A 22624-nucleotide genomic window follows, 5' to 3' on the forward strand; every position below is an offset into this window, starting at 1 on the left:
CATGGAATTCGCCCTCTTCTACGAGATCCCCGTCGCCCGCCCGTGGACGCGGCGCAGCGAGCGCGACGCCTACCACCAGGTCCTCGAGCAGGCGGTGCTCGGCGAGCAGGCCGGCTTCCACAGCCTGTGGACCGTCGAGCACCACTTCCTCGAGGAGTTCTCGCACTGTTCCAATCCGGAGGTGCTGTACGGCGCCATCGCCGCCCGCACCTCGCGGCTGCGGCTCGGCTACGGCGTGCGGCTGATGCCCTTTCCCTACAACCACCCGGTGCGCTCCGCCGAATCGGCGGCGGTGCTCGATCTCCTCTCCGACGGCCGGGTCGAATTCGGCACCGGCCGCTCGTCGACCCGCGCCGAGCTCGAGGGCTTCGGCATCGATCCGCACCGCACGCGCGAGCTCTGGGAGGAGGCGCTCGACGTCGTCGTCGCCGCCTGGACGAACGACGTCCTGGAGTGGAACGGCAAGCAGTTCCACATCCCGCCGCGCCGCGTCCTGCCGAAGCCGATCCAGGATCCGCACCCGCCGCTGTGGGGCGCCACGTCGAGCCCCGACAGCCACCGCATCATGGGCGAGAAGGGCATGGGACTGCTCTCCTTCACCATCGGCACGCCGCCGGAGGAGCTGAAGGAGCGCATCGACCTCTACCGCGACGGCCTGACGCGGGCCACGCCGGTCGGCAAGTTCGTCAACGGACGCGCCGGCACCTTCACCATGGTCAACGTCGCCGCAAGCCGCGAGCAGGCGCGCGCCAACGCCGCCGAGTCGTTCGAGTGGTACGCCAGACGCGGCACCGAGGCGGTGGCGTCGGTGTCCAAGTGGATGCGCGAGCTCGGCCAGGCGTCCGGCACCTACGCCTACGGCGACGCGCTCGCCGATCTCGACACCAGCTTCCTCACCTACGACTTCCTGGAATCCAGCGGCGCCTGCATCGTCGGCACGCCCGCCGACTGCATCGAGACCGCCAAGCGCTACGAGGCCGCCGGCTGCGATCTGCTCCTCTGCCTGATGAATCCCTACAAGGTGCCGCACCGCGCCGTCATGGAGTCCATCGAGCTGATGGGACAGCACGTCATCCCGGCGCTGAAGAAGTGACCGCGGGCGCGTTCACCCTCGCAGGTGCCACGCCTTCGGCTGGGCGAAGGCGCGGATGCCGTGCGTGGAGAGGGTCAGCCCGGTGCCGGAGTGGCGGCGGCCCGACCACGGCAGGCGCGGGGTGACGCGGTCGCAACAGTTCCAGTACACGCTGCCCGTGGGCATCGCGGCGAGGATGCGCTCGGCGCGCGCCCGCGCCCGGGTGTAGACCCCGGCGGTGAGCCCGTACTCGGTGTCGCGCATCAGCGCCACCGCCTCGGCGTCGTCGCCCACCACCTGGATGCCGATCACCGGGCCGAAGGACTCCTCGCGCATCACCGTCATCGCGTGATCCACGTCGGTCAGCACGGTCGGCGCGAAGTAGTTGCCCGGCCCTTCCAGCGGCGCGCCGCCGGTGCGCACGGTGGCGCCCCTGGCGCGGGCGTCCGCGACCTGCGCCGCGAGCACCGCGAGCTGCGGCCGACGGGCGAGCGGGCCGATGTAGGTGCGGGGGTCGAGCGGATCGCCGACGGCGAAGCCGCGCACCGTCTCGACGAACGCGTCGATGAATGCCGGCGCGATGGCGCGCTGCACGTACACCCGCTCGACGGCGCAGCAGCTCTGGCCGGCGTTGTAGAAGGCGCCGTCGGCCACCGCCGCCGCGGTCTCGGCCACCGGCACGTCGTCGCAGACGTAGATCGGATCCTTGCCCCCGAGCTCGAGCTGGACGCGCAGCAGGCGCGGCGCCGCGGCGCGCGCGATGCGCACGCCGGTGGCGTACGAGCCGGTGAAGTAGACCGCGTCGATGTCGGCCTCGACCAGCGCCGCCCCCGCCTCGCCGCCGCCCACCACCGGCTGGACGACGTCCGCCGGCACGCCGGCGTCGCGCAGGCGCTCGACCATCGCCAGCCCGGTCCGGGTCGCCAGCTCCGACGGCTTGTAGAGCACGGCGTTGCCCGCCAGCAGCGCCGGCGGCAGCACGTTGGCGGCGACGAAGTAGGGATAGTTCCAGGCCGAGACGTGGGCGACGACGCCGAGCGGCTCCCAGGTGATGCGCTCGCTGCCGCCGCCGTCGGCGAACACCTCCTCGGCGGCCAGCGCCGCCTCGCCGTGCTCGAGGACGAACTCCAGCCGCTGCGTGTTGCCGATCTCCGCCCGCGCCTGGGTGATCGGCTTGCCGACTTCCTCGCTGAGCAGCCGGGCGAGCGGCTCGACGTCGGCGTGGAGCCGGTCGCGGAAGCGGCGCAGCGCGGCGATGCGTTCGCGCACCGGCGCCGCCGCCCAGGCCGGCTGCGCGGCGCGGGCGCGCGCCGCCTTGTCGGCGATGATCGCCGGCGTGTCGGCGTCGAGGGTCGCCAGGACCGTGCCGGTGGCGGGATTGATCAGGGTCAGCACGCCCGCTCCCTATCGCCGCGCCGGCGGCGGGGCAACGCCGCCGGCGGATGCGTCGCGCGCCGGCGCCTCACCAGCGTTCCGGCCAGTGCGGATGCCAGGGGCGCTCGCGCTCGAAGGCGCGCGCCGCCTGCAGCACCAGGTCGTCGCGCTGGCGCGCGGCGACGATCTGCATCCCCATCGGCAGGCCGCGGCGCGACAGGCCGACGCGCACCGTCGCCGCCGGATGCCACGAGAGGTTGAAGGGAATGGTGAACGAGCCGACGTTCGACCACGGCTGCGGCCGCCCCTCGGTCTCCTGCGGATACGGCCCCGGCGCCGGGTAGGGGTCGAACGGCACGGTCGGGGTCAGCAGCAGGTCGTAGCGGTCGAAGAGCGCGGCGCACCAGCGGACGATCGCCGCCCGCAGCGCCGCGAGCTCGCCGAAGTGGCTGGCGTTCATCTCCCGCCGCGCCAGCGCGATGCCGCTCATCAGGCCGCGCCCGATGAGGTGCTCGCGGCCGGCGAGATGCGCATCGAGCTGCGAAGCGAGGAGAAAGGCGCCGAGCAGTCCCCAGGCCCGACCCGCCTCCGGCGGGCCGCCCGCGATGCGCTCGACCGAATGGCCGAGGGCGCGGAAGACGCCGGCGGCCTCCTCGACCGCGGCGGCGACGTCGGACTGCACCACGGCGTAGCCGAGATCCGGCGAGTAGGCGATGCGCAGACCGCGCGGCGCCTCGCCGCGCACCCGCTCGAGATACGAGAAGCCGGGGTGCGGCAGGCTGGTGGGATCGAGCTCGCTGACGCCGACCACCTGGTCGAGCACCAGCGCCGCGTCCTCGACCGTCCGCGTCAGCGGTCCGTACACCGCCGTCGCGCCGTAGTCCCAGTGGTGCAGTTGCTCGCGCGGCACGCGGCCGAAGGAGGTCTTCAGCCCGAAGCAGCCGGTGAAGCTGGCGGGGATGCGGATCGAGCCGCCGCCGTCGCCGGCGGTGGCGAGCGGCAGCACGCCGGCCGCGATCGCCGCCGACGAGCCGCCGCTCGAACCGCCCGGCGTCAGCTCGAGATTCCACGGCGACCGCGTCACCCCGTGCAGGCGGTTGCGGGTGAACGCCGGGGCGCCGAACTCCGGCGCGTTGGTCTTGCCGACGACGATCGCGCCCGCCGCCTTCAGCCGCTGGACCTGCACCGAGTCGTGGTCGGCGACGCGGTCGGCGAACAGCGGCGAGCACTCGCTCCACGCCATCCCCGCCACCGGCTCGAGCTCCTTGACGCCGAGCGGGATGCCCTCCAGCGGGCGCGCCGTCCCGTCGGCGAAGCGCCGCTCGGCGGCGCGCGCCTCGGCGAAGCAGGTCTCCGGATCGCGGCGCAGGACCACGGCGTTCAGGTCCGCGTGCGTCTCGTCGATGCGGGCCTGCACCGCCTGCATCACCTCCACCGGCGACGCCGTCCGCCGGCGCAGGCGCTCGCAGAGCTCGGTCAACGACAGCGAGAGCAACTCGTGCATGGCGATCTCCTTTCCCCTTCCCGTTCCTCTGGGCTGTGCGCGACGAAAATGCCAGGCTGGCGGGTCGATGGCCCGTCTCGTGCTGTTGTCGCTGCTGCTCGCCGCCCCCGCCGGCGCGATCCCCGCCACGCCGCTGCTGACCGTCTATCAGTTCAACGGTCCGGAAGGCGTCCCCTACTATCCGCTGGACGCGTTCCCCACCCGGCCGGCCGGCACGCTGGCCCAGGGCACCAGCGTCGTCCCCTGCCTGGTCCTGCGCGACGGCGCGCCGCTCACCGATCGCGACGGCACGCCCTACGTCGGCTTCGAGGTGGTGGTCGACGCCCGCGCCGCGACTCCCGCCGACAGCGCTCGTTTCAAGGAGGTCGCGGCGCGGCGCCAGGCGCTGACGGTCGACAACCACCACTGCCCGCCGGGAACCCGCTACGTCGTCAGCGCCGCGTCGCTGTACGCGATGAACAAGCCGCCGAGCTTCGACCCGCCGCGGCCGCCGGGCGCGACCGCCGCCGCCGCGCGCGGCCAGCGCGACGAGATCGTGCGCGCCTTTCACGTCTCGCCGCAGTGCGCATCGGCCAACCTGGGGCTGATGGATCGGCGGCAGGCGCTGCAGCGGGCCTGGGACGCCTTCGCCGCCGCCAACGCCGGGCGCTGGCCGCGCGACGCGCTGCGCCAGGCACGGCAGCTCGACTACGTCATGCGCACCGCCCTCTACGAGGGGCACCTCGGCCGCGGCTGCACCGCCTACGGCGCCTGCGAGCGCAACCTGATCGCGCTGTCGATCCGCAACCGCGGCCTCGAGCGCTGCCTGCGCGGCCAGGGCTGCCGCGGCGACGGCGACTTCGAGGGCGTCGCCACCGCGGTGGCGCAGTACAACATCTGGGACGAGGTGCTGACCCAGACCACCGGCCTGACCTCGTGCTTCCTCCGCCCCGACCTCGCCGGCGTGCCGGCCTACGGGCGGCTGCAGGCGATGTACGCGCAGAACGTCGGCGACGTCGAGGACATCCTGTTCGGCGGCGCCCGCGGCCTGGAGAGCGCCTTCCCCGGCGAGCCGGTGGCGCGACTGACGCAACTGCGGCACTACTACCACCCACCGGCGATGGGGAAGTGTTTCCCCGACGAGCCGCGGCTCGAGTACGTCTCCGCCGCCGTGGCGCGCCGCGGCGACGACTGGGCGCTGATCGTCAACAGCCGCGTCCGCGTCGACGAGCCGCAGGGCGCCGGCTATCGCTTCCGCATCGCCGACGTCGAGGACGGCGGCGATCGCGACGTCGTGCAGCTCGCCGACCGCTATCCCGGCTTCGTCATCGACGGGCGCAAGATCGCGCTCAAGCGACCCACCGGCTGCACCCCGTACGGCACGCCGCCCGGCTGCCGCTTCGCCAGCGTCGGCCGCCAGCGCAAGACGCCGCGCTGGCTGGCCGGCGGCGATCCGATCCGCATCACCTGCCGGGTGCGCGCCGGCGACGAGTCGTGCGGCGCGCCGCCCCGCCCCGCGACCGTCGCCGTCGGCGGCGTCTGCGACACCGCCATGCAGCCGATCGCCGGCGTGCGCTGAGGGGCCGCCGGGGCGGTCAGCGGCGCCAGTGCGGGCCCGCGGCGTCCTGCACCGGTGCGGACGAGATCGGCAGCTCGAGCAGGCGGCACTCGATGGCGCCGTTCCACAGCGGCAGGCGGCGCGCCGGCCGCAGGCCGATGCGCTTGGCGAGCGCGCTGCTGCCGGTGAGCACGTAGGCGCTCCAGCCGAGGAAGCGGCGGCGCATGACGTCGCCGAGCTCGGCGTAGAGTGCGCCGAGCTGCGCCTCCTCGCCCAGCCGCACGCCGTACGGCGGGTTGGTGATCAGCAGGCCGGCGGCGGCGCCGGGCGGCGGGGCGCAGTCGGCGAGGCGGCGGCGTTCGACCCGGATGCGATCGGCCAGCCCGGCGCGCGCCGCGTTGTCGGCGGCGGCGCGCACGGCCCGCGGGTCGGCGTCGTAGCCGAGGATCTGCGGCCGCCGCCGCGCGCCGGCGCGCGCCCGCTGCTCGGCCTCGCGGCGCAGGCGCGTCCACAGCGCGGCGTCGTGCCCCGCCCAGCCGGCGCCGCCGAAGTGGGCGCGCCGCAGCCCCGGCGCGACGTCGCCGGCGATCTGCGCCGCCTCGGCGAGGAAGGTCCCCGTGCCGCACATCGGGTCGACCAACGGCTGCCGCTCGGCGGCGCGCCGCGGCCAGTCGGCGAGCAGCAGGGCCGCCGCCGCGAGCGTCTCCTTCAGCGGCGCGGCCGCGCCCTTCACCCGGTAGCCGCGCCGGTGCTGACTCGCGCCGGAGAGGTCGATGCTGACCGTCGCCAGGTCGCGGTGCAGATGGACGTTGATGCGCACGTCCGGCCGCTCGACGTCGACGTCCGGCCGCGCGCCGCGGCGCGCCCGGAGCTGGTCCACCACCGCGTCCTTGGTCTTCAGCGCCGCGTAGTGCGAGTGGGCGATCGCCGACTGCGCCGTGCTGCAGTCGACCGCCAGCGTCCGCCGCGGCGCCAGGTGCGCCGTCCAGTCGATGCCCTGCACGCCGGCATAGAGCGCCTCCGGCGTCGCCGCCTCGAAGCGCGCCAGCGGCAGCAGGATGCGACTGCCGACGCGCGACCAGAGGCACGCCCGGTAGGCGGATTCGAGCCCGCCCGCGAAGGCCACTCCGGCCCGTGTCGGCTCGATCGCGCTGGCGCCGCACGCGCGCAGCTCGTCGGCGAGCAACGGCTCGAGGGCGCGAGCGCAGGTGGCGAAGAAGCGCATCCGGGAGGCACGCACGGCAACCGGCAGGCGATCAGCCGGCGGGAAGCGGGAGGATGGGGTCTGAACGTCTCATCGTGGCCGAGTCCTCACGGTTGTCTCCTGCCCGGCGCCTTCCGCCGGTCGCCCGACCGGCCCGCCGCCGAGCCGCGCGCGTCGGCGCGCCCGCTGCCGCCGCGCCCCTCGGCGGGCCCGCGCCCCCGCCCGCGCCGCGTCGGCTCCGGCCGCACCCGCCCGTCGCGCTGCAACGCCGCCAGCTCGTCCTCCGACGCCAGCCGCCAGCATCCCTCCGGCAGGTCGCCGAGCGCCAGCGGCCCGACGGCGACGCGGAAGAGATCGACCACCGTCAGGCCGACGGTGCGCGCGCAGCGCCGGATCTGGTGCTTCCTGCCCTCGACCAGCACGAAGCGCAGCGTGTCGCCGTCGACGCGCGAGACGCGCATCGGCAGCAGCGCCTGCCCGTCGAGGCGCATCGGCCCGTTGAGCTTGTGCACCTGCCCGTCGGTGGCCGGCGCGGCGGTGCGCACCAGGTAGGCCTTCTCGACCCCCTGGCCGCCGATGATGCGGCGGGCGACGGTGCCGTCCTGGGTGAGCACGAGCAGGCCGCGGCTGGCGCGGTCGAGCCGGCCGGCGACCGACAGCGACTGCCGATCGGCGAGCAGGTCCTGCTCGACCGCGGGCGCGATCGGACCGCGCCGGGTAGCGGCGCGCACCAGTCGCCAGGCCGGGGTCTGGCCGGGCTCGGGCTGGGTGCTGACGATGCCGAGCGGCTTGTGCAGCAGGACGGTGCTGCGGCCGCCGAGGAGACGGCGGCCGGCGTCGGTGACCCGGATGTCGGCGTCCGCCGCCGCCTTGGCGCCCTGGGCCGCCACCGGGACGCCGTCGAGCAGGACGCAGCCGGCGTCGATCAGGCGCTCGGCCTCGCGGCGGCTGCACAACCCGCGCGCCGCCATCAGCTTGGCGACGCGCTCCAGCGGCGCGTCCGTCATCGCTCGCCCGGCGCGCCGGCATCGGCGCGCGCCGGTGTCGCGGCCGGCGCGCCGTCGCGCCGCGGCGGCAGCGCGCCGGCGCGCGCCGCGGTCGCGGTGAGCTCGGCGCGGCGCGCCAGCGCGGCGACGATCTCGGCATGGCGGGCGGTGGTGATGCGGTAGCGCGAGAGCACGATCACCGAGAGAACGGCGAGGAAAGCGATGCCGGGGCCGTAGAGGATCGCCAGCGCGTCGGTGGTCTCGCTCGGCACGGTGCCGGGCGCGGCGCGCATCGGGAAGTCGATCAGGTCGAGCCCCCAGCCGGCGATGAACTGCCCGAGGCCGGAGGTCGCCTTCACCGCGAACAGGAGGGCGCCGAAGAAGATGCCCTCCTGGCGGCGGCCGGTGTCGAGCTCGTGCTCGTCGGCGATGTCGGCCATCATCGACCCCGAGGTGACCAGACCGGCGGCGGCGCCGAGCGAGGCGATCACCGCCAGGGTCGCGAGCAGCGGCACGTAGCCGGCGCTGTCGTGGTGCGGGAACCAGCCGAGCAGCTTGCCGAGCGGCGGCAGCAGCGAGAAGATCGAAAAGACGATGACGCCGGCGAGGAACGCCGGCCGCTTGTCGACCCGCCGCGAGACCAGCACCCACAGGATCGTGCCGGCGAACAGGCCCCCCAGGCCCGCGCCCTGCACGCGCAGGATCTCGCTCGGCGAGATCAGCCAGAAGTGGGTGGCCATGTAGATCCCCAGCCCCTGCTCGATGCCGCGGGTGATGAACAGCAGCACGGTGCCGATGAACAGGGCGCGGAAGGAGGGATTGGCCAGCGCTTCGCGCATCTCGCCGAAGAGGCGGCCGATCGACAGCCGCTCGCTGGCGTACCGCGGTTGCACCAGCAGCGGGATGCGGGCGTGGGTGCCGAGCGCGGAGCAGAGCACGCTGGCCGCCGCCGCGAGCCCGCAGCAGATGCCGAACAGCGGGTATTGTCCGGCATTGAGCTGTCCCTCCGGGAACCCCGGCTGGGTGCGGAAGAAGTAGCCCCAGCCGACCACCACCACCAACACGCCGCCGAGGAAGCCGAAGACGTTGCGGTAGGCGACGATCGCCGTGCGCTCGGCATAGTCGGTCGACAGCTCGGCGCCGAGCGCCATGTGCGGCACGCCGTAGAGCGTCATCGCGCCGCGCACCGCCATGGTGCCGCCGAGCAGCCAGGCGAACAGCCCCCAGGGACCGAGACCGGCGGGCGGCATGAAGAGCAGCGTGAAGCTGACGGCGAGCGGCAGCACCGCCGCGTACATGAAGAGATGGCGTCGCCCCCAGCGGTGGCGGAAGCTGTCGGAGATCGAGCCCAGCAGGGGGTCGGTGATGGCGTCGCTGACCGTCGCCAGGCCGAGCGCCAGACCCGCCAACGCGCCCGGCAGGCCCAGCACCTGGTTGTAGTAGAAGAGCAGGAAGACGCTGAAGGCGGTGTTCTTCACGCCCTCGGCGACCTGGCCGATGCCGTAGCTGAGCTTGATGTGGATCGGCAGTCGCGCGGACATGGCGCGGCTCATCGGGCGCGTTGCGCCGGCGGCGGCGCCTCGCGTACTCTCGCGTCCATGGCGGACACCATCTTCGGCAAGATCCTGCGCGGCGAGATTCCCTGCCACAAACTGTACGAGGACGAGCGGGTGCTGGCGTTTCTCGACGTCGGTCCGCTCAGCGCCGGCCACGCGCTGGTGATCCCCAAGGAGCCTGCCGCCACCATCGACCAGCTCTCAGACGAATCGGCGGCGGCGATCGGCCGCGTCCTGCCCCGCCTGGCGCGGGCGATCATGCGCGTCACCGGGACCACCGCCTACAACGTGCTGCAGAACAATGGCAGCGCCGCGCACCAGGTGGTGATGCACGTCCATTTCCACATCATCCCCAAGCCATCGCCCGACACCGGTCTCGGCATCGCCTGGCCGGCTGGCACGCTCGACCACGCGACCGGCGCCGCCCTGGCGCAACGGATCGTCGCCGCCCTCGCCTGACGACGCGCCACGCCGCGCGCCGCGCCCGCCCCGCCGCCGGCGCGCCGCCTCAGTCATCGAAGGTGAAGACGGTGACCAGGTCGGCGTCGTTGAAGCCGTGCAGCGTCGGCACGGCCAGCACCAGGCGGCCGGGACCGTTCTCGGCGTTCCAGGCGGCGCAGGAGAAGCCCTCCCCCTTGGCGTCGATCTGGATCACCGCGTCCGGCTCGGCGTCGGCATCGTGGATGACGGCGCGCGAGATGCCGCTCACCAGGCCGAGGATCGTGCTCGAGCGGTGCTGGTGGGTGGCGCAGGCGCCGGCCTCGAAGGAGATCTCGACCGGCAGCCCGTGGGTGGCGAAGCGCGCATCCTCGCCGATGAGCAGCGCCCCCGGGCCCGAGTCCGTCTCCGGCGACGGACCGACCTCGGTGCGGCCGTTGCAGACGCCGGGGTGCGGGTCGTTGGCCCCCTCGACCGTGCCGCCGGCGGCGGCGCAGTCCCCGGCGGTGAAGCCGTCGACGCCGACGACGCCGATGTCGTGATCGATCGTCGTCGTGACGCCGAGGTCGATGCCGCCGTCGCACGACAGGATGCCGGCATCGTTCACCGGCACGAGCGGGCGGATGCAGAAGGTGAAGCCGCCGCCGACGTCGATGGCCAGGAACTCGGAGGCGCCGACGACGGCGACGCGGGCGATGCCGGTCTGCGGATCCGGAACGCCGGCGGCGAGGTCGAGATAGCCGGTGAAGCCGGGGAAGGTGCCGATGTCGGGCAGCAGCGCCAGGGTGCTGGTCGCCGGCGCGAGCGAGAAGCGGCGCGGCCCGAGCCCGGGCGTCGCCGTCGCGCTCGGCGTGAAGGTGGCGGTGGCGGACGGCGTGCGCGTCGCGCTCGGCGTCGCGGTGGCGCTGGGGGTCGCGGTCGCGGTGCGGGTCGGCGTGCGCGTCGGCGTCCACGTCAGCGTCGGCGTCGGCGTGAGCGTCGTCGTCGCGCTCCGCGTGACGGTCGGGGTGCGGGTCTCGGTGGCGGTGCGGATCGCCGTCGCCGTCGGCGTGCCCGACGCGGTGGCGGTGGCGGTGCGCGTCGCCGTGCTGGTGCGGGTCGGGGTGAGCGAGCGGCTGGCGGTCGGGGTCACGGTCGCGGTCCTCGTCACCGTCGCGGTCGCCAGCGGGACCTCGGTCCGCGTCGAGGTCGGCGACGGCGCCACCGCCGTGGCGGTGGGCGTGGTGGACGCCGTCGCCGTGAGCGTGGGCGCGGCCGTGACGCTGTTCGTCGCGCCGGCGGTCGCGGTGGCCGCCGCGGTGACCGTGCCGCTCGGCGTCACCGTCGTCGTCGGCGTCCGCGTGCCCGTGGCGCTGGCCGGCGGCGGCACGGTCGCGCTGGCCGACGGCGTGGCGGTGTTCGACGACGTCGCGGTGCCCGACGGCGAGGGAGTCGCCGAGTGGGTGGCGGTGGGCACCGCGGTGGCGGTGTCGCTGACCTCGGCCGTCGCGGTCGGCGGCGCCTCGGTCGCCTCGGCGCTGGCGGTCGCCGACGCCGTGGCGGGCGGCGTCGGGGTCGGCGAGTCGACGAGCCCGCCGGTCGTCGTCGCGCTGGCCGACGCCGCCGGCGTCGCGCTCGCCGTCGCGACGGCGGTCTCGGTGCCGCTCGGCGACGGCGATGGCGACCCCGTCGCCGTGGCGCTCGGCGAGTCCACCGGCGTCGTCGTGCCGATCGCCGTGGCGGTGGCCGGCGGCGGCGACGCCGTCGGCGTCGCCGGGCAGCCGTTCAGCGCCGCCGCGACCGCGGCGACGAGCTCCTCGATGGTGATGAGGCCGTCCCCGTTGACGTCACCGGCGAGGCAGCGGGCCACCCCACCGCCGTCGAGCCCGATGTCGACCAGCGTGACCAGCTCGTTGATCGCCACCGCGCCGTTGCCGTCGCAGTCGCCGACACAGGCGGCGGGCGCCGGCGCCGCGACCCCGCAGACGAGCGCGACCAACAGTCCCGGCCACGCGAGAATCCGAGCCTTCGCCACCCGGCCGACTCTGCAGCCTCGTGGCAGTTGGGTCAATCTGCCGCGACCGCGCCGCCGCGGGGTCAGGGCGCGTCGCCCTGCAGCACCACCGAGCCCCGGGGCGCGGGCGCGCCACCGGCGGCTTCCACGGTCACCATCGCCCCCCGGACGGCACCGGCGTCGTCGGGCAGCGACGGGTCGGCGCGTGCGACGCCCTGCGCGTCGGGGTGGAAGATCGCGGCCCGCAGCGGCCCCGCCTTCTCGGTCATCCACCACAGCTCGTAGACCTCGGCCGCGGCGAGCGCCGGAAGCCCGAAGGCGTAGAAGAGCGCCCGGCCGGTCGGCGGGCTGAGCAGGACGTGTCCTTCCGCCGGCTGCCCGTCAACGGTGGTCTTCAGGGAGACCATCCGCAGCCCGGGATGATCGAGGATCGCCGCCGAGGCCTGCGCCGCGGCGAGCGCGGCGCGCAGCTCGGCGACGTCGCGCTCCTGCCGCGCCAGCGTGACGTTGGCGGCCGCCAGCTCGCCCTCGCGGGCGGTGAGGGCGTACTGCAGCGCCGACAGCGTCGCGCTGGTGCGGGCGCGCTCCGCGCGAAAGCCGATCTCGCGATAGCCGAGGATCGACAGCAGCAGCGCCACCGCCGCCGCCAGCGGCACCTGCCAGCGGCCGCCGCGTCGGACCACCCGCGGCGGCGGCCCCGCCTCGCCGCCCAGGCGCGCCAGCAGCCGGCGACGCAGGGCCGCGGCGAGGGCCGGATCCTTCTCCAGCGCCGCCGCGGCGGTTGGATCCCCCTCATAGCGCCGCCGGGTGGGGTCGTGCGGCAGGTCGTGATGGATGTCGTCGCGGATCGTCATTGGCGTCGAGCGCAGCGAGCCGTGCGGCCGGCCCGGAACGATCATGACACGCCGAAGGCGTCTCTTCACCGTCCCGAATGCTGCCCGGACAGCGCGCCGCGCCGCGGCGTCAGGGGCCGGGGAGCGATGGCAGCGGCGTCTGGCTGACCAGCAGGCCGGCGGTGCGCCGGCCGCGCATGGTCTCGCGCACCTGCCAACTCGGCTCGATGAAGTACACGGGACGGCCGCGCACCGTGTTGTCCGGGTGGTAGATGACGAACAGGCCCGCCCAGCCCGGGAACACGGTCTTCGCGGTGTACAACGGCCCGAGCCCGGCGAAGGGCGAATTGCTCACGAACACGCTGTCGCCCGGCGGCACGGCATCGATGACGCGGTCGATCGACCGCAACGCGGCCTGCGCCTGCCGCGCGACGTCGTCGTGATGGTCGATGCGCGGCGCCGAGCGCGCCCAGGCGACGACCAGGACGCCGATCGCCAGCGCCAGCGCTCCATCCCGCAGCCGTTGCGGAACGCGCCAGCGCGCCGTCACGGCGCTGCCGGCGATGCACAGCGCCGTCACCACCAACGCCAGGCCGAGGTAGTGATAGCGATTCACCCGGCCGGCGGCGGCGCCGCCGCCGAGGAAGATGGCGCGTCCGGCGGCGATCAGGCCGTATCCCCCGGCGGCGACGATCAGCACCGCCATCGTGCGGCGGCGCAGCGCGCGCGGCCCGCGCGCCAGCGCGGCCACCAGCAGCGCCGCGCCGGCTCCCGCCAGGAGGGCGGCGGCCGGTCCCGGGTACGGCGCCGCCGGTGCCAGCGTGCCCGTCAACGCGCGCCCCGTCGCGTAGCCGAACAGGTGCGCGACGAACCCCATCGTCGGGGTCCAGAAGTCCATCGAGGCGAGGAAGCCGTAGCCGCCCGAGCCGCGCAGCGCGACGTAGCGCGAGATGACCACGTACGTCGCCACGGTCGCGAGCGCGACGCCGGCCATCGTCGGCACCGCCGCGCGGCGGGTCGGTCCGGGCGGCAGGATCAGCCAGGCGGCCAGGGGCATGGCGAGGGCGATGCCGATGCCGACTCCGAAACTGGTGACGGCGGCCAACAGGAGCAGCGCCCATCCCACCGGGGCCCACGCCGACGCCCGCGCCCCGTCGGCCAGGCGAGCCAGGTGCCACAGCAGGCAGAAGGTCGCGGTGGCAACCAGCACCTGACCATAGACCGCCAGCCATCCCAGCGCCGCCTCGAGGACCGGCGACGTGCCCCACAGAACGGCGCCGAGGCAGGCCAGGCGATCGCTGCCGGCGAGGCGGCGAATGACCGCGAACAGCAGGCCGACGTTGACCACGTGGGTACACAGCACGAGCCAGAAGAGCGGCCGCGGCTGCGGCCCGAAGAGGGCGTCGGCGACCAGGAACACCGCCCCGGTGGTGCCGTACAGGTGCCACCCGTGCGGCCGCAGCAGGAACTCGAACGGGCTCCGATCGCGCAGATGGAAGAGGATGACGAAGTCGTCGCCGAAGAACTGGTTGTCGACCAGCGGCGCCCAGACCAGCAGGGCGAGGAGCATCGGCACGACCCACAGCAGCGCCAGGCGCCACCCGCCGGCGCGCTCGCGCGGGCTCGAAGCCGGGGGAGAGGGGTGCGCCACCGCCACGACCCGTCGCTTACACCGATCCCGAGCGCGCATGCGAATGCACCGCGCCGGGCGCCTCCTGGTTCCCTGGCGGGGCGGAGCGCCCGATCGAGAGTCCGCCGTTGCCTTTTGCCGTCCGGGGTGACACCGATCGGGCTCGCCAACGGTCCTGCCATCGCCACCGTCGCTCCCATGTCCCGCATCAAGACGATCCTGCTCTGGATCATGGCCGCCTTCTACGTCGTCGCCGGCGTCATGCATTTCATCCGCCCCGACGTGTACATGCCGATGATGCCGCCGTACCTGCCCTGGCATCGGGGCCTCATCCTGCTCTCCGGCGCGGCGGAGATCGGGCTCGGCCTGGCGGTGCTGAGCGCGCGCCTGCGGCCCTATGCGGCGTGGGGCATCATCCTGCTGCTCATCGCGGTCTTCCCGGCCAACATCCACATCGCGCTCAACAACGTGCCGCTCTTCGGCAATCCCGAGGGCGCCGGGATCTGGAACTGGGTCCGACTGCCGCTGCAGGGCGTGCTGGCGCTCTGGGCCTGGTGGTACGCATGAGCGGACGCCGGCGGCGGCGCGGCGGCAGCCTGCGCGCCCTGCGCCCGCTCGGCGACGTGCGCGTCGCCGGCGCGCTGCTCCTGCTGGCGACGCTCGCGGCGCCGCGCGCGCCGCTGGTCTACCACCGCCACGCCGGCGGCGAGCACGCGCACGTCCACGCCGACGCCGGCCTGCGCGCGCTGTTCGCCGCCGCCGACCGTCCGGCGCCGGCGCGCGACGGCGGGCGCCGCCCCGCGTACCACCAGGACCGCGGCAGCGCCGCCGGCCACGTCCACCAGCAGACCCGCTACCACGCCGCCGTCGCGGTGGCGGCGCCGTTCCTCGCCGTCGCCGCCCCGCTGGCGCCGCTGCTTGCCAGCGTCGATCGCCGTCCCCCGACACGCCTCGCCGCGCCCGCCACGGCGCGCGGCCCGCCGCGCGTCCCCGTCCGCTGATCAGACCGTCGTTCCACAGCGACTGATCGACCGCTCCCGCCCGGCGGGAGCCGGGGGGAAGACACATGCATGCGAGCCGGACCTTCGTCCCGCTCGCGGTGCTCGTGGTGTCGTTGTGCGGCGTCGCCGCGCTGGCGCAAGCGCCCGCCGCCGATCCGCCCACGCCACCCGAGACCGCACGCGACGGCAACCCACCATCCGACGACACCACCACCGACGCGCCGCCCGCCGGCGCGCGGCGCGAGGAGCGCGGGCCGCGCCTGACGACGCTCGACGAGCTGGTGGTCGAAGCCGACAAGCCGCTCAGCGCCGCCTCGTCGCAGGTCATCCGCGCCCGCGATTACGCCCTGCGGCCGCACTCCACGACGCAGGAGATCCTCAACAACGTCCCGGGTCTCACCGTCGTCCAGCACCAGGGCGGCGGCAAGGCGGTGCAGTACCTGATCCGCGGCTTCGACGCCGACCACGGCACCGACTTCGCGCTGTTCACCGACGGCATCCCGGTGAACATGGTCACCCACGGCCACGGTCAGGGCTACGCCGATCTGAACTACCTGATCCCGGAGACCGTGAACAATCTGCAGCTCTTCAAGGGACCGTACTTCGTCGAGCTCGGCGACTTCTCGCTCGCCGGAGCGCTGAAGATCACCACCAAGGACGAATTCCGCGAGAGCTTCGCCCTCGCCGAGGGCGGCTCGTTCGACACCCAGCGCTACGTGCTCGGCGGCTCGGTGCCGGTGCCCTGGGGCAAGAACCTGCTCGCCGCCGAGGTCTACAACAGCAACGGCCCGTTCGAGAACCCGCAGAACTACTGGCGCTACAACGGCTTCGGCAAGGTGACGATCACCCAGGCAGCGGATCAGAAGCTGCAGTTCCTGGGCTCGGTCTACTCCGGCGATTGGGACGGCTCCGGCCAGATCCCGGCTCGAGTCGTCGGCAGCCAGCCCGGCGACATCGGTCGCTTCGGCTCGCTCGATTCCAGCGAGGGCGGGCACACCGACCGCGAGAACCTCAGCATGCTGTGGAGCTACGACCCGGGCGACGGCGCGAGCTGGACGGGACAGTTGTGGGGCAGCCGCTACCACCTGCGCCTGTTCTCGGACTTCTCCTTCTTCCAGAACACCGGGCTGCGCTTCTACACCATGCCGGGGAGCAACCAGGTCATCGACCGCTGCGCCGGACTCGGCGTCACCTGCCCGCAGGCGCCGAACCCGTCGATCCCCAACGCGCAGTACGTCCCCGGGGACGGCATCGAGCAGACCGACACCCGCCTGCTGTTCGGCGGCTTCCTCCAGTACAATCGTTTCTACTCGGTCGGCGGCGTGCCGTGGCTCGGCAACGTGCCGATGCAGAGCGAGCTCGGGATCTCGACCCGCCGCGACCAGATCGACGTCTCGCTGCGCAACCAGGTGCGGCGCAACCCGTATTTCACCGTCAACGACGTCGGCGTCGGCGAGCAGTCGCTGAGCGGCTGGTGGGGACAGCAGATCTTCCTCACCGACTGGGCCCGCCTCGAAGGCGGCGTGCGCGGCGACGTCTTCTTCTTCAACGTCGGCAACCACCTGCCGCAGCAGGGCCTCGATCCCAACTTCGAGTCCGTCTACATCGACGGCACCAACGTCAAAGGCCTGCCCAGCCCCAAAGCCAACCTCGTCCTCGGTCCCTGGTACGACACCGAGTACTACCTCAACTTCGGCTACGGCTTTCACTCCAACGACGCCCGCAGCGTCATCCTCACCGGCACCGACGGGCTGGCCCAGGGCTACGGCTACGAGGCGGGGGTGCGCACCCGCCAATTCGACCGCCTCGACATGGCGGCGGCGATCTGGCTGCTCGACCTCGACAGCGAGCTCGTCTTTTCCGGCGATGCCGGGAACGTCGACGCCGACCTCGATCCGGTGACCAGCAACTTCATCCCCGGCCCGCCGACCCGCCGGTGGGGCGTCGACTTCGAGACCCGCTACCAACTCACCGACTGGCTCTTCGCCGACTACGACCTGACCTTCGCCGACCCGCACTTCCGTTCCGAGGTCTGCGTTCCCGATCTCAGCAGTCCCACCGGCCAGGATTGCGGCACCGACATTCCGCTGGCGCCGCGCCTGGTGATGAACGGCGGCCTCACCGCCGAATTCACCGAGGGCTGGGCCAGCGGCTTCGGCGCCGCCCTGCGCTTCCGCTACCTCGGCTCGCGGCCGGCCAACGAGCAGAACACGCTCACCGCCCAGGGCTGGACCCTGCTCGACCTGCTGTTGCGCTATCGCTGGCGCAACGTCGAAGCCTCGCTCGCGCTCACCAACCTGACCGATACCGCCTGGCGCGAGGCGCAGTTCGCCGAGTCCACCTGCGTCAACCAGCGCAGCGGCCTCGACTTCAACAGCCCGCCGAGCACCGGCCAGCCGTGCCCCGTGCAGGGCAGTCGCCCGGCGACCAACACCTTCGCCGACGGCATCGACGGCATCTCGTTCACCCCCGGCAACCCGTTCGGAGCACGCGGCGGACTGCAGGTCTTCTTCTGATCGGCACGGATGCGATGCATCGCCTCTCCCGCCCCGCTGTGCTCTCTGTAGGGTCGATCGCGATGGAGCAGCGAAGCGAGCTGGCGGCGCCGCCGCGCACCTGGATCGGGCGGCGCAGCGCCGTGACGACGGCGCTCTCCGGGGCGCTGCACCTCGCCGCGCTGCTGGCGCTCGCCACGGCGACGCTGCGCATCGCCGACCCCGAGCGCGACATCATCCCGCTGATCATCCGCGAACCGGCGCCCCTGCCCCTGCCCGGCGCCCCGAGCGCGCCGACGCTCGGCGAGCCGGCGGCGAACGTCGCGCCGGTCGAACCACCGCAGCCACAGCCTGCCGTCATCCCGCGACCCGCGCCCAGGGCGCAGCCGGCGGCACCGGCGCCCAAGCCGAAGATCGCCGCCAGGCCGAAGCCGGCGGCGAAACCCGCCCCGCCACCGCCGCCCGCCGCCGAGCCGGCGGCGGCGGCGCCGGTCGCTGCCGCGCCCGAGCTCGGGAGCGGCGTCGGCGGCGCCATGGGGGTCGCCGGCGGGGCGCCGGGCGGCAGGCACGGCGGCCGCCTCGGCGGACATGGCGACGACGTCTTCCGCCCCGACCAGGTGGCGGTGGCGCCGTCGGTCCTGAGCGTGGTGCAGCCGGTCTATCCGGCGATCGCGCGCGCCCGCGGCCAGCAGGGGGTGGTCGTCGTGCAGGCGATCATCGACCGCAGCGGCGACATCGAGGGCGACAGCCTCAGGGTGCTGCAGTCGCAACCGCCCTTCGACGACGCCGCCCTCGCGGCCTTCCGCCGCTGGCGCTTCCGGCCCGGCCGCGACGACCACGGCAGCGCCGTGCGCGTGATCGTCCAGCAGCCGATCCGCTTCCAGCTCCGCTGACCCGCCGCCACGGCGTTGTCCGGCGGGGGCCGGTTGACTGAGCCGCGGTCGATCCTTCACTGTTCGCAGCGGATCATGATGCGAGGGGATGCCATCCTGGGTCGCTGGCGCGGCCAGCGGCGATCGCTGGCGGCGATCGCCCTGACGGCGGCGCTCCTGCTGCTCACCGCGCCGCTGCGCGCCAGCGTCGGCGGCTGCGATCTCTGCCCGCCCGACTGCCCGATGCACGCCGCCCACCGCGGCGGCGCGCACGCGGAGCAGCAGCGGCACGGCACGCCCCGCCTGCGCTGCCACAACGCCCCGGCATCAGCCGACAGCGCAACGTCGGCGCCGCGCATCAGCCGGCCGCCCTGCGGCGCGCACGCCGCCATCACCGGACTCGACCTGGCACCGATGCTGCCGGGGGGAGCCCTGTCGTGGCGCTGGGCGCCGCGCGTCGCCGCCGCGCCGCCAGGGTCCGCCAGCTCCGGCGGCCGTTGCGGCGAACCACCCGACACGCCACCCCCCGACGTGGCCGCCTGAGCGGCGCGTTCCGTTCCATCATCCATCCATCGCGCCGCTGGGTGCGGCGATTGGTCGCATTCCCAGCGGTTTCGTCGGAGGGCACAAAGCCCTCCAGGGGTGTCGTTGTTCTCGAGGACTTTCCGCGTCCGCGGCGGCCGCTCCGCCGTCGCGCGCGCGCGCGGGCTCGCGGTCATGGCCGCGTTGGCGGCGGCGGGCGCCGTTCCGCCGGCGCGGGCGTGCGACCTGTGCGCGATCTACACCACCAGCGAGGCGCGCGAGGACCAGACCGGCTTTCGCGTCGGCCTGGGCGAGCAGTTCACGTACTTCCACACCCTGCAGAAGAACGGCCGGGAGGTCGCCAACCCGGCGGGCGAGAAGATCGCCAGCTCCATCACCCAGTTCATGTTCGGGTACAACGTCTTCCCGCGCTTCGGCGTGCAACTGAACGTGCCGGTGATCAGCCGCGACTACCGGCGCGCCGTCACCTCCGGCATCGACGACGGCAACGTCACCGGGTTCGGCGACCTGTCGCTGATCGCCATCGGCAAGCTGCTCTCGTGGGCCGATCTCGACAGCGTCGCCCACGTCGTCGCCTTCGCCGGCGTCAAGCTGCCGAGCGGCAGCCCGTCATTTCTCGCGGAGGAACAGCAGGGAACCCAACCGCCGTGCATACCGTTTCCCGACCCGACCTCCTGCCTGCAACGGGTGCGGGTGCCGCCGGACCTCTACGGCCATCACAGCACTGGTCCGCCGAGCGGCGTCCACGGGCACGACCTGACGCTCGGGTCGGGCTCGGTGGACGGCGTCATCGGCGCCCAGGCCTTCGCGAGCTGGCAGCGCGCCTTCGCCACGGCCTTCATCCAGTACATGGCGCGCAACCAGGGCGCCTACCAGTACCGGTTCGCCAACGACCTGCTGTTCGGCGCCGGCCCGGGCCTCTACCTGGCCACCGGCGACGCGCTGTTCGGGGAGCCGTATGCCTTCCGCGCCCAGGCGCTCTTCAGCGGCGAAACCAAGGGCAACGACTGGGTCGGCGAGACTCGCCTGAACGACACCGGCATCACCTCACTCTACCTCGGCCCCCAGTTCGCCTTCGGTTGGGGCACGCACCTGGCGGCCGAGATCGCGGCCGACCTGCCGGTGCTGCTCAACAACACCAATCTGCAGATCGTTCCGGACTACCGCCTCCGCGGCGGCGCCACGTGGCGCTTCTGACCGTGCGCCAGCCGCATTCTTGACACAGATCGTCCACCACTACTGACTGCATCTCTAGGAGGAGACATGCGCAACGCATCCCGCATCATCCTGGCCTGCGGACTCGCCCTCGCGGCGGCCGCCGCCTCCCGTGCCCGGGCGCACGAGCACACGCCCGGCCTCGACACCAACGGCCAGTGCGTCGGCGACGCCGACGGCAATGGCGTCGTCGCCGTCAACGAGCTGATCACGGCGGTGAACAACGCCCTCGGCGGCTGCCCCGAGCGCCCGGTCGCGATCGAGTTCAAGGGCATGGTCGGCGACCGGCCCTTCGCCTGCGGGCAGTCGTACTCCGGCATCGGCACCGGCGACTCGCAGTTCGTGCCGTCCGACTTCCGCTTCTACGTCTCCGACGTCCGCCTGGTCACCCCGGGCGGCACGGAGGTGCCGGTGCAGCTCGAACAGGACGGCATCTGGCAGTACCAGAACGTCGCCCTGATCGACCTCGAGAACGGCGCCGGCGCCTGCGCGGCGTTCGGCAACGAGGCGACCAACACCACCCTGCGCGGCACCGTGCCGCCGGGCGTCTACACCGGTCTCACGTTCAACCTCGGTCTGCCGTTCGACCTCAACCACGGCAACGCCGCCACCGCGCCGTCGCCGCTCAATTTCACGGCGATGTTCTGGAACTGGCAGTTCGGCTACAAGTTCGTCCGCGTCGACACCGCCGACGACAAGTTCCGCATCCACCTCGGCAGCACCGGCTGCGTCGGCGAGGGACCGAGCCGGCCGCCGACGTCCTGCTCGGCGCCCAACGTCGCGACCGTCGCGCTCGGCAGCTTCGACATCACCCACGACGTCGTCATCGCCGATCTCAAGGCGCTGCTGTCGCAGAACGACATCGACGAGAACGCCCCCAACACCGACCCGGGATGCATGTCGTCGCCGACTGACGCCGACTGCGGACCGCTGTTCAACAGCTTCGGCCTCGCCTTCCCCGCCGGCACCCCGATCAGCGGCCAGCGCTTCTTCCGCGCCGGCCGCCCCGCGACCGACGACGGCCACCGCGAGGTCTTCGTCGCCTCGACGGAGGAGAACGGCGGCGCCCTCCTCCTGCACCCCGAATTCGACACCAGCGAAGCGATCCCCGCTTCGCTCTCCGACTGCCTCGGCGGCAGCGACGACGAGTGCACCGGCGGCACGCAGGTCTTCACCACGGTGAACCCCGGTATCGAGCCGCTCGCCGAGAGCGAGCCCGACGAATCGCTGTACGCGCTGGCGGCCGACACGCCGGTGACCCTGGAGATCACCGCCCTCGACGCCGGCCTGACGATGCGCCTCGGCGACACCACGCTCGACCGCGTCGGCGCCACCGTGCTGCTCGGCAGCGCGCCCGACTTCCACGCCGACATGCAAGCCCAACTGGCGCTGCCCACCGGCACCCCGACGCGCAGCTACTCGGTGTCCTTCAAGGTCACCACCACCGCCTCCGGCTACGAGAGCTCCAGCGACCTGACGCTGTCCTTCACGCCGGCCGAGGGCTCTGCGCACCACAACTAGCCTCGAAGCGGTCGAAGACCTCCGACGCGGCGAGCACCTGGCCCACGGGGGCCACGCATCGCGGCAGGGCGAAGGTGTCGCCACCTTCGCCCTGCCGCGACCTCGCCGCTCGCCCGCGCTCCGATCGGGGCGTGCCCATGGCACCACACCTGCGCGGCGTCCTCCTCGCAGCATCGCTTGACTTTGAAAATCATTCTCAATATGTGAGTCGTCTCACATGGCCGCGCCGGACTGCCGGTGCGCGCGGCGCAGGACGCCCGCCGTCTGCACGGAACATTCGCATCGGAGGGGAAACATGATCCTGGTCGCCAACCGCATCCACGTCGCCGACGCGCACCGCGACGCATTCGAGTCGATGCTGGAGACCCGCGTCGCGCTGGTCGACTCGATGCCGGGCTTCGTCGCCATCCACCTGCTGCGCCCCACCGCCGCTGGGCAGCCGTACGTCATCCTCACCCAGTGGCGTTCGCGGTCGTCGTTCGAGGCCTGGACCCATAGTGAGGAGTTCAGGCGCGGACACGCCCGCATCGGTACCCTGCCGGCGGGGACCTTCACCCAGCACCCGCACCTCGAAATCCACGAGGTGTTCCACAGCGCGCCGCCATCCGAGGCCGCGGGCCATGGCGCATCGGCCTGATTCACTCGCCGGCGGCTGGCAGGCCGTGTCGGCGCCCTGCCATGGCCACGCCACGGCAACGGACGGCGACGTCCGCTGCCCCTGTGGCAGCCTCCTCGCGCGCTGGACGCCGGCCGGCCTCGAGCTGAAGTGCCGCCGCTGCAAGCGCCACGTCGTCGTCCCGGTGCCCGACGCCCGCCCACCGCCCACGTAGCGCCCGCCCAGCCAGCGGCC

General features: G+C 73.6%; 20 protein-coding genes. 12 read left to right on the forward strand and 8 right to left on the reverse strand.

From position 1 onward, the window contains the following. The first annotated feature begins 1 nt into the window (after window position 1). Window positions 2–1093, forward strand: a complete 1092-nt coding sequence (locus KF840_18005) for an LLM class flavin-dependent oxidoreductase (GenBank protein ID MBX3026805.1) — start codon at window positions 2–4, stop codon at window positions 1091–1093. Window positions 1094–1105: 12 nt separating this feature from the next. Here the strand turns inward: KF840_18005 and KF840_18010 are convergent, their stop codons facing one another. Both KF840_18010 and KF840_18015 read right to left on the reverse strand, forming a co-directional pair. Then, on the reverse strand, window positions 1106–2467 hold the full coding sequence (locus tag KF840_18010) for an aldehyde dehydrogenase family protein (protein ID MBX3026806.1): 1362 nt from the start codon (window positions 2465–2467) through the stop codon (window positions 1106–1108). A gap of 67 nt (window positions 2468–2534) precedes the next feature. Beyond that, window positions 2535–3950, reverse strand: a complete 1416-nt coding sequence (locus KF840_18015) for an amidase (GenBank protein ID MBX3026807.1) — start codon at window positions 3948–3950, stop codon at window positions 2535–2537. 67 nt (window positions 3951–4017) lie between these two features. Between KF840_18015 and KF840_18020 the strand changes: the two genes are divergently transcribed. Then, complete coding sequence (locus tag KF840_18020; protein MBX3026808.1) at window positions 4018–5508, forward strand: hypothetical protein; 1491 nt, start codon at window positions 4018–4020, stop codon at window positions 5506–5508. A 16-nt stretch (window positions 5509–5524) separates the two neighbouring features. Here the strand turns inward: KF840_18020 and KF840_18025 are convergent, their stop codons facing one another. The 3 genes from KF840_18025 to KF840_18035 form a co-directional block, all read right to left on the reverse strand. Further along, complete coding sequence (locus tag KF840_18025; GenBank protein ID MBX3026809.1) at window positions 5525–6727, reverse strand: hypothetical protein; 1203 nt, start codon at window positions 6725–6727, stop codon at window positions 5525–5527. A 71-nt stretch (window positions 6728–6798) separates the two neighbouring features. After that, window positions 6799–7698, reverse strand: a complete 900-nt coding sequence (locus KF840_18030; GenBank protein MBX3026810.1) for an rRNA pseudouridine synthase — start codon at window positions 7696–7698, stop codon at window positions 6799–6801. After that, a complete protein-coding gene (locus KF840_18035; protein ID MBX3026811.1) occupies window positions 7695–9218 on the reverse strand; it encodes an MFS transporter in 1524 nt (507 codons plus the stop codon). Before KF840_18035 ends, KF840_18030 begins: the two co-directional genes overlap by 4 nt. Window positions 9219–9275: 57 nt before the next feature. On the opposite strand from KF840_18035, the gene KF840_18040 reads away from it, so the two are divergent. After that, window positions 9276–9692 carry an HIT family protein gene (locus KF840_18040; protein ID MBX3026812.1) on the forward strand — a complete coding sequence of 139 codons (417 nt, stop codon included), beginning with the start codon at window positions 9276–9278 and terminating at the stop codon, window positions 9690–9692. A gap of 49 nt (window positions 9693–9741) precedes the next feature. On the opposite strand, the gene KF840_18045 is transcribed toward KF840_18040, so the two are convergent. From KF840_18045 to KF840_18055, 3 genes are all read right to left on the reverse strand, one after another. Further along, a complete protein-coding gene (locus KF840_18045; GenBank protein ID MBX3026813.1) occupies window positions 9742–11685 on the reverse strand; it encodes a hypothetical protein in 1944 nt (647 codons plus the stop codon). Between the two features lie 62 nt (window positions 11686–11747). After that, window positions 11748–12563, reverse strand: a complete 816-nt coding sequence (locus tag KF840_18050; GenBank protein MBX3026814.1) for an anti-sigma factor — start codon at window positions 12561–12563, stop codon at window positions 11748–11750. 64 nt (window positions 12564–12627) lie between these two features. Continuing rightward, window positions 12628–14154: a hypothetical protein gene (locus KF840_18055; protein ID MBX3026815.1), complete on the reverse strand. Its 1527-nt coding sequence runs from the start codon at window positions 14152–14154 to the stop codon at window positions 12628–12630. A gap of 171 nt (window positions 14155–14325) precedes the next feature. Here KF840_18055 and KF840_18060 point away from each other — a divergent pair, with 171 nt between their 5' ends. From KF840_18060 to KF840_18100, 9 genes are all read left to right on the forward strand, one after another. After that, window positions 14326–14694, forward strand: coding sequence for a DoxX family protein (locus tag KF840_18060; GenBank protein MBX3026816.1), 369 nt, complete (start codon window positions 14326–14328; stop codon window positions 14692–14694). Beyond that, window positions 14691–15128 (forward strand): hypothetical protein, encoded by a 438-nt coding sequence (locus KF840_18065; protein ID MBX3026817.1) that lies wholly within the window; start codon window positions 14691–14693, stop codon window positions 15126–15128. Before KF840_18060 ends, KF840_18065 begins: the two co-directional genes overlap by 4 nt. 65 nt (window positions 15129–15193) lie before the next feature. Beyond that, window positions 15194–17644 carry a TonB-dependent receptor plug domain-containing protein gene (locus KF840_18070; protein ID MBX3026818.1) on the forward strand — a complete coding sequence of 817 codons (2451 nt, stop codon included), beginning with the start codon at window positions 15194–15196 and terminating at the stop codon, window positions 17642–17644. 62 nt (window positions 17645–17706) lie between these two features. Next, the gene (locus KF840_18075; GenBank protein ID MBX3026819.1) at window positions 17707–18516 is read left to right on the forward strand and encodes a TonB family protein; all 810 of its coding nucleotides are present in this window, start codon (window positions 17707–17709) and stop codon (window positions 18514–18516) included. Window positions 18517–18591: 75 nt separating this feature from the next. Next, window positions 18592–19038, forward strand: coding sequence for a hypothetical protein (locus tag KF840_18080; GenBank protein MBX3026820.1), 447 nt, complete (start codon window positions 18592–18594; stop codon window positions 19036–19038). A gap of 174 nt (window positions 19039–19212) precedes the next feature. After that, window positions 19213–20235 (forward strand): hypothetical protein, encoded by a 1023-nt coding sequence (locus KF840_18085; protein MBX3026821.1) that lies wholly within the window; start codon window positions 19213–19215, stop codon window positions 20233–20235. A gap of 66 nt (window positions 20236–20301) precedes the next feature. Beyond that, window positions 20302–21774, forward strand: a complete 1473-nt coding sequence (locus tag KF840_18090; protein MBX3026822.1) for a metallo-mystery pair system four-Cys motif protein — start codon at window positions 20302–20304, stop codon at window positions 21772–21774. 295 nt (window positions 21775–22069) lie between these two features. Continuing rightward, on the forward strand, window positions 22070–22411 hold the full coding sequence (locus tag KF840_18095; protein ID MBX3026823.1) for an antibiotic biosynthesis monooxygenase: 342 nt from the start codon (window positions 22070–22072) through the stop codon (window positions 22409–22411). After that, window positions 22395–22604 carry a hypothetical protein gene (locus KF840_18100; protein MBX3026824.1) on the forward strand — a complete coding sequence of 70 codons (210 nt, stop codon included), beginning with the start codon at window positions 22395–22397 and terminating at the stop codon, window positions 22602–22604. Before KF840_18095 ends, KF840_18100 begins: the two co-directional genes overlap by 17 nt. Window positions 22605–22624 lie beyond the last annotated feature (20 nt).

The organism is bacterium (assembly GCA_019637795.1).
Taxonomy (GTDB): domain Bacteria; phylum Desulfobacterota; class Binatia; order HRBIN30; family CADEER01; genus JAHBUY01.

Excerpts from the sequence above, each read along its gene's own strand:
- KF840_18005 (MBX3026805.1), top strand. The coding sequence starts at position 2 with ATGGAATTCGCCCTCTTCTACGAGATCCCCGTCGCCCGCCCGTGGACG.
- KF840_18015 (MBX3026807.1), bottom strand. The coding sequence starts at position 3,950 with ATGCACGAGTTGCTCTCGCTGTCGTTGACCGAGCTCTGCGAGCGCCTG.
- KF840_18020 (MBX3026808.1), top strand. The coding sequence starts at position 4,018 with ATGGCCCGTCTCGTGCTGTTGTCGCTGCTGCTCGCCGCCCCCGCCGGC.
- KF840_18030 (MBX3026810.1), bottom strand. The coding sequence starts at position 7,698 with ATGACGGACGCGCCGCTGGAGCGCGTCGCCAAGCTGATGGCGGCGCGC.
- KF840_18035 (MBX3026811.1), bottom strand. The coding sequence starts at position 9,218 with ATGTCCGCGCGACTGCCGATCCACATCAAGCTCAGCTACGGCATCGGC.
- KF840_18040 (MBX3026812.1), top strand. The coding sequence starts at position 9,276 with ATGGCGGACACCATCTTCGGCAAGATCCTGCGCGGCGAGATTCCCTGC.
- KF840_18050 (MBX3026814.1), bottom strand. The coding sequence starts at position 12,563 with ATGATCGTTCCGGGCCGGCCGCACGGCTCGCTGCGCTCGACGCCAATG.
- KF840_18060 (MBX3026816.1), top strand. The coding sequence starts at position 14,326 with ATGTCCCGCATCAAGACGATCCTGCTCTGGATCATGGCCGCCTTCTAC.
- KF840_18065 (MBX3026817.1), top strand. The coding sequence starts at position 14,691 with ATGAGCGGACGCCGGCGGCGGCGCGGCGGCAGCCTGCGCGCCCTGCGC.
- KF840_18070 (MBX3026818.1), top strand. The coding sequence starts at position 15,194 with ATGCATGCGAGCCGGACCTTCGTCCCGCTCGCGGTGCTCGTGGTGTCG.
- KF840_18075 (MBX3026819.1), top strand. The coding sequence starts at position 17,707 with ATGGAGCAGCGAAGCGAGCTGGCGGCGCCGCCGCGCACCTGGATCGGG.
- KF840_18080 (MBX3026820.1), top strand. The coding sequence starts at position 18,592 with ATGATGCGAGGGGATGCCATCCTGGGTCGCTGGCGCGGCCAGCGGCGA.
- KF840_18085 (MBX3026821.1), top strand. The coding sequence starts at position 19,213 with ATGGCCGCGTTGGCGGCGGCGGGCGCCGTTCCGCCGGCGCGGGCGTGC.
- KF840_18090 (MBX3026822.1), top strand. The coding sequence starts at position 20,302 with ATGCGCAACGCATCCCGCATCATCCTGGCCTGCGGACTCGCCCTCGCG.
- KF840_18095 (MBX3026823.1), top strand. The coding sequence starts at position 22,070 with ATGATCCTGGTCGCCAACCGCATCCACGTCGCCGACGCGCACCGCGAC.
- KF840_18100 (MBX3026824.1), top strand. The coding sequence starts at position 22,395 with ATGGCGCATCGGCCTGATTCACTCGCCGGCGGCTGGCAGGCCGTGTCG.